Source organism: Collinsella aerofaciens, assembly GCF_039062365.1.
Taxonomy (GTDB): domain Bacteria; phylum Actinomycetota; class Coriobacteriia; order Coriobacteriales; family Coriobacteriaceae; genus Collinsella.
Genome location: NZ_JBCJBI010000001.1, coordinates 70,092 through 81,567, shown reverse-complemented (window position 1 = coordinate 81,567; position 11,476 = coordinate 70,092). Strand labels below are relative to the sequence as shown.

The 11,476-nt window shown below is 59.9% G+C and carries 10 protein-coding genes; 6 read left to right on the top strand and 4 right to left on the bottom strand.

Features of this window, described 5'->3' with window-relative positions:
- Window positions 1-117 precede the first annotated feature (117 nt).
- Together ABCN01_RS00405 and ABCN01_RS00400 are read right to left on the bottom strand one after the other, a co-directional pair.
- Window positions 118-858 carry an ABC transporter ATP-binding protein gene (locus ABCN01_RS00405; protein ID WP_342996439.1) on the bottom strand — a complete coding sequence of 247 codons (741 nt, stop codon included), beginning with the start codon at window positions 856-858 and terminating at the stop codon, window positions 118-120.
- Between the two features lie 5 nt (window positions 859-863).
- A complete protein-coding gene (locus tag ABCN01_RS00400) occupies window positions 864-3,086 on the bottom strand; it encodes a hypothetical protein (RefSeq protein WP_343014139.1) in 2,223 nt (740 codons plus the stop codon).
- 552 nt (window positions 3,087-3,638) lie between these two features.
- Here ABCN01_RS00400 and ABCN01_RS00395 point away from each other — a divergent pair.
- From ABCN01_RS00395 to ABCN01_RS00370, 6 genes are all read left to right on the top strand, one after another.
- Entirely contained in the window at window positions 3,639-4,151 is a 513-nt protein-coding gene (locus ABCN01_RS00395) for a DUF2975 domain-containing protein (protein WP_006235293.1), read from the top strand.
- Between the two features lie 9 nt (window positions 4,152-4,160).
- Window positions 4,161-4,412: a helix-turn-helix domain-containing protein gene (locus ABCN01_RS00390; RefSeq protein WP_006235292.1), complete on the top strand. Its 252-nt coding sequence runs from the start codon at window positions 4,161-4,163 to the stop codon at window positions 4,410-4,412.
- An 18-nt stretch (window positions 4,413-4,430) separates the two neighbouring features.
- Window positions 4,431-5,198 (top strand): site-specific integrase, encoded by a 768-nt coding sequence (locus tag ABCN01_RS00385; protein WP_342996463.1) that lies wholly within the window; start codon window positions 4,431-4,433, stop codon window positions 5,196-5,198.
- A 285-nt stretch (window positions 5,199-5,483) separates the two neighbouring features.
- The gene (locus tag ABCN01_RS00380) at window positions 5,484-5,771 is read left to right on the top strand and encodes an ACT domain-containing protein (protein ID WP_006235289.1); all 288 of its coding nucleotides are present in this window, start codon (window positions 5,484-5,486) and stop codon (window positions 5,769-5,771) included.
- 78 nt (window positions 5,772-5,849) lie between these two features.
- Complete coding sequence (locus ABCN01_RS00375; RefSeq protein ID WP_342996441.1) at window positions 5,850-7,268, top strand: citrate synthase; 1,419 nt, start codon at window positions 5,850-5,852, stop codon at window positions 7,266-7,268.
- 87 nt (window positions 7,269-7,355) lie between these two features.
- Complete coding sequence (locus ABCN01_RS00370) at window positions 7,356-8,198, top strand: Cof-type HAD-IIB family hydrolase (protein ID WP_195521204.1); 843 nt, start codon at window positions 7,356-7,358, stop codon at window positions 8,196-8,198.
- 111 nt (window positions 8,199-8,309) lie between these two features.
- Here ABCN01_RS00370 and ABCN01_RS00365 read toward each other — a convergent pair whose 3' ends face one another.
- The gene (locus ABCN01_RS00365; protein ID WP_342996443.1) at window positions 8,310-9,104 is read right to left on the bottom strand and encodes a Cof-type HAD-IIB family hydrolase; all 795 of its coding nucleotides are present in this window, start codon (window positions 9,102-9,104) and stop codon (window positions 8,310-8,312) included.
- Window positions 9,105-9,310: 206 nt separating this feature from the next.
- The gene (locus tag ABCN01_RS00360) at window positions 9,311-11,131 is read right to left on the bottom strand and encodes an adenine deaminase (protein WP_342996444.1); all 1,821 of its coding nucleotides are present in this window, start codon (window positions 11,129-11,131) and stop codon (window positions 9,311-9,313) included.
- Window positions 11,132-11,476 lie beyond the last annotated feature (345 nt).

Here is an 11,476-nt window from a genome sequence, read left to right as displayed (position 1 = left end):
TAAAAGTAACAGACCGGATGAAGATACGTGCGACGGGGGCGAGGCGAATGGCTGAGCGGTATCGATATGCTGGTTCAACGGTATCACATTGGCCACATAGATTTTTAACTTGCATTTCTACCCGCCCTTTTCGTAGAGTCGCCGATACGTGCTTAGCGCACCCTCGGCGCGTCCGGCAGGCTTTGCGAAATGGGATCCAGGAGACTTCGGCGCAGCATCATCTTGCGGAATGCTTCTAATGAGCCTCCCATCCTTCAAAAACAGAATCTCATCGCACAGCCTATCGACCGAATCCAAGATGTGGGATGACATGATGATGCACGTACCAGAATCGGCCAGCTTCCTGAGAATCTCGGAATGCAAGTCCACCCTGCTGGGGTCGAGCGCGTTCATGGGCTCATCTAATAGAAGGTACCGCGCGCCCGTCGCATACGCAATCGCCAGGGTAAGCTGCTGCTTCATGCCCTGGCTCAGAGTGCGGATCCTCATCTTCGCGAACTCGCCTATCTGCGTTTGTTCCACTATCTCTTCGATATCGCGAGTATGCGGCCACATATCGCAAACCATCTTGAGGTGATCTTCCGCACGCAATCCGGGATACAGCAGCGTCCCCTCACCAGGTGCATAGAAGATCATAGAACGGACCTCTCTCGCACCCGTACCCTGCACCTCATCCAGAACGATGCTCCCGTCCACGCGAGGACCCGGCAAACCTGCCATCGCACGCAGCAACGTCGTCTTTCCATGCCCGTTCGGAGCGACGAGACCGTAGACCGTACCCGGGGCAAACTCAGCGTTCACCGAATCTACGAGCACCTTCTTTCCATAAGAGATCGTCAGCGTTTGAAGGTCAATCATCGAGATCATCCCCTTTCGATCTTTGGAACACTCAGGCGCACCATCAACGGAGATACGGCGCCCAAGACCACCAGCAGAGCGCCCGATGCGCCGACGACCTCTCCAAAAGGCATCGCGTTCGTCCCTCGCCCAAGGAACCCAATCGTCCCCACCTGGGAAGCGGGATCAAACGAGGCGAATGGAGCCAGCAGCGCGACGCCCATGCCCACGCTTTCAACATGAGCGCTCAACGAACCCAACACCAAGAGAACCGCGCAAACCATTCCGGTGACAACGGGGTTGCGGCTAATCGCTGCTGTCAACGCAGCGACGACGGAAATCACGCCGTATGCCATGACCAGCAACGGAATACTGCACAACACCGCCTCCCCCACCATGGACGTTGTCGAAGCTCCCGCCCGAATGAGAGCGACGGGATACTCCGATCCACCCGCACCGTTCTTAATCACGGACACAACGACAGCGGGAACCATCGACACCAAAAGCAGCACCAAGCCAAGCAGGAGAGCCAGCGCAACAGCCGTCAGAAAACGCACATGCGCTGTTGCGGGGATCTGGAGAACCAGAAGGGAACGACACTGCAGGTGGGTGCACGCGAGCGATGTGACAACCACGGGCAACAGCAAAAATAAGGAGGGAAGCGCTGCCTGGAGATACGAAAGGAGGATTAATGGGGGCATCTTCGTACTTAACTCGTAAACCTTGGGGTCCGGCAAGCTCGCGATCGACTCAAGCAGAAGGGCGCGCGCCTCCGCACGAGAAGGAGTCTCCGGCTCGACTCCGATCGATTGCAGGAGAGTCGCATCTGCCGCGCCCAGCTCACCTCGAGCGCGCTCGTACGTCGCAAGGCTTCGAAACCCCTCCGCAGGCATAGGCGCGTACACGAAACCCGAAAGAGCATCCCGCATGTCTTCCAGGGCCGCTTTGCCCTCGACGTCCATATTCGCAGCGTTCTGCTCTAGATACCGATCTATTGAACGGAGCTCCCCATCCCTATACCAAACAGCGGAAACGTTATCAGCGTCAGGAAACATCTCGACCAGAGCCGGGGCCAGCATCGTCGTCGACATTGCAATCGCGCATACGGCGAGGGTAGGAGAACGCAGGAGCAGTTTCCCCATCGTTCTTACGTATGCAACGGCGGAGGCACAAGCGCTCGAACGAGTTGCCGTTCTCGATGCAGTGAAGGAACCTCTCTCAAGACAAATCGGGGATATCGGGCACGCGCAGCCGCTCTTTCCAGCAACGCAAAGCAGGCTAATTGCCAGCACCTCGATCCCGATTGCGCATACGAGGGCAATCGCGCCACGCTCGAAGCAAAGTCCAGGTAGATTCACTATCTGCGTTGTCGGGTACGGGCTATAGGCGCCGACGGTCAACTCAGTGTTCGCATACGTAAGGGGATTCAACAGGGCGAACTCACGTAAAGCGATGGATCTTCCGTAATACCCGGGAACCATCGTCACCCCCATCAGGGCACATACGAACACGATTCCAAGCGTAGGGTTATTGGCAATCTTCACGGCAAGGTGAACGACAAGCGAGATGAACGCTGCCACCAAGAATTGCAAGATGGCCGTCTGCGCGAACACCAGCCAAGCCGGTTTGATAACCGGAGTCGCATATTGAATGTAGCCTATCGGATAGAACGGCGAGCCCGGGCCATTCTTCACAAGCGCGGCGATTATCCCTGGAAGATTGATGGCGAGGACGGCAAGCATTGCAAAAACACTCGCCCATACGCTCGATGCAACAAGTCTACCCAGCTCGCCCATCGGTGCCTGGATGATGAGCTTTTCACGTTTGTTAAGACGCGCGGCAAGGAACGAGACGGCAACGGCCGTTGCGACCCATAGCAAGTACTCCTTCGATCCGTCATAATAGGTGTACTCTCCATCCGATATCTGCAGAAACGGAAGTAGGGGAGAGAGCGGTGCCAAGATAAGACGTCCCGCGGCAAGAGGGTACAGAAGCGCGGGCATGCTTGATGAAGAGGTATAGACACCGTCCTCCCCCGCATTCACAAGCGCATCCGCATAGGATGCTGACAATTCCTGCTCAACACGGGTTATTCCCGACTCGAGGTATTCGACCCGTCCGTCAATGCCAGCCGCGCTCCTGAAGACGGGCAGAGCACAAAGAACCATCAACGCAACAACGACAACACAGAGCGACCTGGAGGAGAGAAGCGACCTAAAGATCGCCTTCGAGATTTTGAGCATATTCATCGCCAACCTTAACCTCATCCAGTCGGAACAGAGGGGCCGAACAAAATGCTCGGCCCTTCCTCGCATCTAGTAGGTGCTATAGACAAATTGCCATTTATCAGTTGTGCCAAGAACACCACAGGAGCACATTGCAGCGAGGCGGGATTCCCTATGATGCGCGGATCGGCGATAGCCATTTCGGTAGGAGATCGTCTTGTAAGAGATGTTGAACATCGAGATGCTGTGCCCGCTTACGCCGCGAGGACAGCTGTAGCTCCAGTAGGTATCGACGACGTCGTCCGTATACCCGAGGGGCTCAACGAGGGCACACTGGCTGCTCTCCTGGGAAGGAGGCATCGGGGTATCCGCAAAAGCGGGGGCTCCCGGCAGCAACAGACAAAGAGCGAGACCGAGGAAAACCAAGAGCTTACACGACTTAACAGTACTGAACATAATCCTCTCCAATCTAGAGGGGTTTCGGTTGCAGCACGCTGTGATTACTTGCCGGCAAAGTCAATTTAACATAAACTGTTAAAAAGTAACCTGAGTTTTTTAAATTCTTCGGAGGTTATTATGAGTTCCGACAATCGCACTCCCCGGCTTCATTCCTTCCGCATCGCATGTGCGATAGCCTCTGCGACCCTTTGCGCCACCGCCATCGCACAAGTGGCGTTCTCCTTAAAGCCAGCAATCGAAGTGCTCGACAACCCTGTAATTGCAGACTCCCCCGCGTATCCAGCCCTTGCGATCTCGACATTGGTCCCTGCCGTCATCGGTATCGCCACGACCATCCTCAGCGCCGTTCTCGTGTGGACGATCAAGAGCGGAGACCCCTTCAAGAAAGGGTCTGCGACATGCTTGAAGGTGCTCGGCATTCTCTTCGTTGTTCAAGCTGCCACCAGCCTCTACGCCGGCTCACTCAAAACCTCCGTTTCGATGTTTGGCGGCGAGGGGGCCGTCGGCGCCCAAGAGATCGCTTCATCATTCGATTGGACCTCTCTGGTTCTCGGCATCGTCCTGTTCATGCTTTCCCAGCTCTTCTTGTACGCCCGAGAGCTGTACCTCGACTCCGACGAGATTGCGTAAGGAAACGCCATGCCCGTAATTGTTCGCCTCGACAAGATCATGGCCGAGCGAAAGATTTCCTCGAACGAACTTGCCGAAAGGATTGGAACCACGCCCGTGAACCTGTCCCGTATTAAAAAAGGGCATATTCGCGGCATTCGCTTCAACACACTCGAGCAGCTATGCCTCGCCCTTCGTTGCCAACCCGGAGACCTTCTCGAAGTCATGAGCGAAGAGGATGCCCGAAAGGAGTTCGGACTCGATTGGTCCGCCGAGGATTAGAGGGCGGTCGTACTCGCCCTGCACACGGGGATGCGAATCGGCGAGGTCTGCGGCCTTCGGTGGTGCGATGTGGATTTCGAGACGGGCCTGATCTCGATCAGACACTCGGTGGCGTACGCGAAGGGAATGGGTTCGTTCATCAAGGACACCAAGACCCATGACGCCAGGGGTATCCCCATCGACCCGGTCGGCCTACTCCCCTTCCTGAAGGAGACCCACGAGATCGACTGCGGAAAGCTGCGCTTGCGCGGCCTAACCGGGGCGGTCGAGATCGGGGACTGCTACATCCTGTCGGAGCCGGGCGCGACCTTCGCGACGACAAGCTATATCCGCAGGGCGTTCAAGACGTTCTCGGAGACCAACGGCCTCATGGGCACCAACGACGAGCTGATCACGTTCCACGGCCTTCGCCACACGTTCGCAACGCAGTGGATCCGCCAAGGCGGCGATATCAAGGCGCTCCAATCGATCCTCGGCCACAAGGACGCCATGGCGACGCTCAACGTCTACGCCGACATCGAGCCCATCTCCAAAATCCATAACATGCTGCGCGCCACGCCGTGCCTTTGGCGCGGGCACCTCGGGCCGAGGGTCGATCCGGGTCCCATGTTCCAACAGAGGATCCCAGGAGTCCATCGAGACGCTCCAGGCGTTCGGCTACGGCATCACCGAGCCGGACGACCGAAATATCGCCATACGCGACGTGAAGACGAACAGTTGGCTCTAGCTCACCGAGTACGCGGCAGTGCTGGGCCCATCCCAACTGAGGTCACGGTGGTCCGATAGGGACGCCGCCCGCTTCCAGTTCGGAATCAGCCGTCGGAGGCGTTCGGCTGACTGCGGGAACGGCCTGTCCGCTCAATGTGTTCGGCTGAGATCGGAAATCAACCCAACACGAGCCGGACACGCGCCAGACGGCTCTTCCCCGTGCGGCCTTCCCCCTTACGCTCATGTTGCAGGCATGTAACGCCGCAGCGAGCGCGCCTTTTTTGCGCCAGACAGGTACAATGATGAACACTGTACCGTAGCGGAGCGCCCCGCGCGCGCCGCAATCACGCGAAAGGGTTTCCCATGGCCGAGATCTCGTCCTCCCGTATCGTCATCACCGTCCTTGGCAAGAACCGCCCCGGCATCGTCGCCGGCGTCACCCGCGTTCTGGGCGAGGCCAACGTCGACATCCGCGACATTACGCAGTCCATTATCGAGGACATCTTCACCATGACCATGCTGGCCGATACCGCCGAGTCCAAGCTCGACTTCGCCGAGCTGCAGAAGGCGCTGGCCGAGGCCGGCGAGCTTTCGGGCGTCAACGTGTCCATCCAGCGCGAGGACGTCTTTAACTTTATGTACCGCCTGTAGCGAACGGGCCGTGCGGGAACAGGCCGGCGCATCTGCACCCAAGCACGCCGCCCCCACACGGCCCCGAGAGGAGCGCGCATGGCTTACGACGCCAAGAAAATCTACTACCGCTTCGATGACCATCTGAGCCGCCTGGTCTTGGATTATGAGGCGAGCCGCCAGATTTCGCCCGAGAGCGAAAACCTCTACCACGGCATGCCGACTAATCCGTATGACGAGGGTCTGTTCGTCGAGCATAACGTCAAGCGCGGCCTGCGTAATGCCGACGGCTCGGGCGTGGTCGCGGGCCTTACCCGCATCTCGGACGTGCACGGCTACAACAAGGTCGACGGAAAGGTCGTGCCCGATCAGGGCAAGCTCACGCTGCGCGGCTATAGCATCGAGGATCTGGTCAACAATGCCCAGGCCGAGAATCGCTATGGCTACGAAGAAGTCGCCTATCTGCTTATCACGGGCTCGCTGCCCAACAAGGAAGAACTGGACGGCTTTTGCGAGCGCTTGGGCGCCTTTAGGCATCTGAGCGGCGAATACGTCAAAGAGTTCCCCATGACCACGGTGTCGTCGAGCATCATGAACGTGCTCCAGCGCGCCGCGCTGCTGCTCTACGCCTTCGATGCCGAGCCCGACGTGATTACGCCCGAGCATGAGATCGACGTGGCTATTTCCATGCTCGCACGTCTCCCGCGCATCGCCGCCTTCGCACACATGGCCTCGATCGCCAAGCTTCGCGGCTCCGAGGTTCACGTGCCGCACCCCACGCCCGGCCTCTCCACCGCCGAGACCATCCTACAGGTGCTCCGCGGCGGTATGGCGTTCACCCGCGATGAGGCCATGCTGCTCGACGTGATGCTCATGCTGCATGCAGAGCACGGCGGCGGCAACAACTCCACGTTTGCCTGCCGCGTGCTGTCCTCCTCGGCCACCGACCCGTATTCCGCCTACGCCGCGGCCATCGGCTCGCTCAAGGGCCCGCGCCACGGCGGCGCCAACGCCAAGGTCGTGTCCATGCACGAGGACATCCGTGCGCATGTCTCCAATTGGGAGGACGAGGACGAGGTCGCGGCCTACCTGGGCAAGATCCTCGACAAGCAGGCCTTCGACGGCACCGGCCTCATCTACGGCATGGGCCACGCCGTCTATACGCTCAGCGACCCGCGCGCCGAGGTCTGCCGCCGTTACGCGCGCTCACTGGCAGCCAAGAAGGACTTGGGCGAAGAGTTCGCACTCATCGAGCGCATCGAGCGCCTGGCACCGCAGGTGATGCGCGACCACGGCATGACCAAGCCCATCTGCGCCAACATCGACCTGTACACAGGCTTTATCTACAAGATGCTCGGCGTGCCCGAGACGCTTTTTACGCCGCTATTCGCCGTCGCCCGCATGGCCGGCTGGTCAGCGCACCGCATGGAAGAGCTCTTCTGCGCGCATCGCATCATCCGCCCGGCATACCGTCCGGTAATCGAGCCGCTGGAGTACAAGCCGCTCGCCGACCGCTAGGACACGGACCGTTATAGAACTCGAGCGTGGCCAGGGCATCACCGCCCTCGGCCACGCTTTTTATGCCAGCAGAAAGGGCTGCATCGAATGATTGTTTTTTCCGATATGGATGGAACGCTGCTGACGAGCGACAAGCAGATGAGCGACGCCACCTGGGTGATGCTCGACGAGCTCGCACGTCGCGGCATTGAGTTTGTACCGTGCACGGGACGTCCGCTGTCGGGCATCTTTGAGCCCATCCTCGCCCATCCCGCCGTGCACTACGCGGTCTGCGCCAACGGTGCCAGCGTCTGGCAGCTCGACGACGATGTGCCCACCGACGCCTCGCGCGCCACGTGCATATTGAGCCGTCCGCTCGATTGCGGCATTGCCCATCGCATCCATCGCATTGCCGCCGGCCACGATGTGACCTTCGATATCTTCGCGGATGGACAGTGCTTCCTCCCCCGCTCGCTTTACGGGCGCCTGGATGAGTTCTGCGGCGGTGACCCCCACATCGCGGCTTCGCTCAAGCGCACACGAACACCGATCGACATGGATATCGACAGCAAGATCGACGAAGTCGAGACGCTCGAACGCATCGCCATGTACTGGCACGACCCGGCCGATCGCGACGCCATCGCGGCGGCGCTCGACACGCTCGAAGGCATCGAGGTCACGCGTTCGTACGCCATGAATATCGAGGTCATGGGTGAGGGCGCCACCAAGGGGACGGCCCTCACGTGGCTATGTGAGCACCTGGGCGAGCGTCTCGCCGACGCCTGGGCCTTCGGCGACAACATCAACGACATTCCCATGCTGCAGGCAGCGGGCCACGGCATGGCCATGATCAACGCCGAGCCCGAGGACCGCGAGGCCGCCGGCGCCATCACCGAATACGACAACGACCACGACGGTGTCGCCCGCACCATCATGGCCGCCCTCGCCTAGTCATTGGGGACGTTCTTAAACGACTAGTCGTTGGGGACACTCTTCGCAAAAAGCTGCAAAGACTGTCCCCCCCCCACTGTCGGCAGAAAAGGAACGTCCCCATCTGCCGGATTAGGAGAGACTCTCCAGCACGCGACGGAGCTCATGCTGAACGGCGTGGTCGCGGTTGCAGCCTACGACGCGATCGGCCACCGCCTTGAGCGCGGGGCGCGCGTTTTCCATCGCGCAGCCCGTGCCGACAAAGCGAATGATCTCGTAGTCGTTCATCGAGTCGCCAAACGCCATGACCTCGTCGCGACCAATGCCGTAATGCTCCGCGAGCTGCGCGATACCCGAGGCCTTCGACACACCAGGCTGCATGGCATCGATCCACGCGTTACCCGAAGGCGCAAAAGTAAAGAGCTGACCAAGTTCGCGCTGTAGCACGTACGCACTGTCCATAACGGCACCGTCGTCGCAAAAGATACTCGCTTTGATGATATTTACGCTGGGGTCGGGCAGCTCCCAAATGCGCTCGGCATTGGGAAGGTCCTTATCAACCTCGCGCACGAACTTGCACTCATCATCGAGCAAGAAGGACTTGGTTCGGTCAAAAAGCGCAAGATGCAGATTGGGAAACGTCCTGACGGCTTGGGCGAGCCTTCGAATCGCCAGGTGCGAATACACCTCACGGTCCACCATCTTGCCGTCGGCATAGACCTGGGCGCCATTAGCGGCGACAAAGTCCATCTTGTCGCGAACAGGTGCAAAGAACTCGCACAGGCGATCGTAGCGACGACCTGACGATGCGGCGAAATGCACGCCATGCTCGTGTAGCGCCAGAATCAGTTCGTAGGTCTCGGGAGGCACCTGGCCGTTTTCGTCAAGCAGTGTGCCGTCCATATCGGATGCAATCAGTTTAAACATAGAAAAGCTCCCTTCGGGCTTGATGGAATCGGACGTATATCCAAAATCACCGTACCCAAAAGGAGCTCAAATAAGACTCCGCGGGCGTAAACGTTACAAGGACCTGGCAAATAGCTCACACATGCCAGAGGTCCTACGGTCGCGGCGTCAGGCAGCCCGCCAAAGAGTGTCCCCGATGACTAGTCGTTTAAGAACGTCCCCGATGACTAGTCGGCGTAGGTGAAGGTCGTGACGTCGAACATGCCCTCGGGGCGGATGCGGAGCGTCGGGATGACCGGCAGGGGCAGGAAAATGATGCCCATGATGGGGTCGAGCGGCGGCTCAATACCCATGGCGCGCGCCTTGACCATAAAGTCATCGTGCTGCGCGGCAACGTCCTCGGCCGTACCCTCGCTCATAAGGCCACCGAGCGCCAGCGGAATGCGCGCCACGACCTCGCCGTTGCGCACCAGCACGTGACCGCCCTGGCCCACGGCCTCGACAGCAGCCATCATATCGGCGGCGTTGTCGCCCACCACGCACACGTTGTGCGAGTCATGGCCGATCGTGGAGGCAATGGCACCACCGGTGATGGTGAAACCGCGCACCCAGCCGCGACCGATATGCTTGCCGACAAGACCCAGGCCGGCGGGACCGTCGCCATCGGCACCCTCGGTCTGCAGCGACACGCCGCGGCCATGGCGCTCGATCAGCATAATGCGGCGCAGGCCCTCGGCGCTCTCGGGGCGAGCCATGCCCGTGATGGCCTTGCCCGGCACCACGTCAATCACGGCCTCGCCCGGCTTAAAGGCATAGTCGAATACGTCGAGCGAAAGATTCGGCAGCTTAACGGAGGCGCGCAGTTCATCGGCAAGGGCCGCAACCTCGGCCATCTCGGGTGCAATCTCGCCCACAAAGGTGCCGTCCTGTGCCACGAGCGCACCGGCGGCATACACGCGATGCGGAGCCGCGGCAAACGTCAGGTCGTTGAGCACCAGCAGGTCGGCGCGCTTGCCCGGGGCGATCGCGCCGCGGAGCTCATGCGGGTCGCGACAGCCGTGGTCCAGGCCAAATGCCTCAGCCGTGGACAGGGACGCCATAGAGATGGCAACCACGGGGTCAATACCGGCCTCGATAGCCACGCGGCAGGCATTGTCGATCATACCGGTCGAAAGAGCATCGGAGGGAGCGCGGTCGTCGGTCGCAAAGCAGCAGCGGCGGGCGCGGGCAGGGTTCTCCAGCAGCATCGGGGACAAATTGGCCAGGTCGTGGCTGCACGTGCCCTCACGCAGCATCACATACATGCCGCGGGACAGCTTGTCGAGTGCCTCCTCGGGAATCGTCGACTCGTGGTCGGCGATAATGCCCGCTGCGGCATAGGCGTTGAGGTCCTTACCGGCAACGAGCGGCGCGTGGCCGTCAACCTGCTTGGACGGCGTCTGGTTGGCAGCATCGATGCGAGCACAGGTCTCGGGGTCGGCCATAAAGACGCCCGGCAGGTTCATCATTTCGCCCAGACCAAAGACATCGCCCGGATGCTCGGCAAAAAACGCCTGCATATCGGCAGCCGAAATAACGGCACCGGCCTGCTCGTCGGGCAGCGCGGGCACGCACGAAGGCATCATGTACTTGATGGAGATGGGTGCGCGGCGGCCGTCCTCGATCATAAAGCGCAAGCCGTCGAGACCGGCAACATTGGCAATCTCGTGGCTGTCGGCAATGGCGGTGGTAGTACCGCGCGTCGCGGCCATGCAAGCATACTCGGCGGGACGGATGTTCGAAGACTCGATATGCAGATGCCCGTCAATAAAACCGGGAGCGAGATAGCGACCCTGGCAGTCGATGACCTCAGTTGCCTCGTAGGTGCCAGCGGCATCGTCTCGACCATCGTAGAGCACGCCGACGATCACACCGTCCTTGACGGCAACGCTACCGGGCGCCACACGCTGGCCATACACGTCGACGATCTGCGCATTGGTAAACAGCGTGTCGACGGGCACGCGCCCCTCGGCAGCCTCGATCACAGACCTCATGACCTCAACGGACATACATACTCCTTTAACCGTAGAAAAAGCTGCGGAGCGGACAGACCTTCACCGCAGCAAACCAATAGCCATTGTATGCCCAAAAGGAAGTCCCGCTAACACCCCTTCCGCTTAACGGCACACGCCGCTCAGCGCAATGGAGACAGGTTGCTTTGCACCAATGACAAGGAATGTCCCAAAGTGCCAACAACGGAAGCGCCGATGTTTTGGCAACGACAGCGAGCGGGCCGCATTTGAGACAAGGTGACGTGAAACGAAAGGGCGCTGACCTTCTGGTCGCGCCCTTGAAGTTGAACGTCAGATTGTCCAAATGCGGCCCGCGCAGCGTCGGCCGGTCCGCCGTTCGGT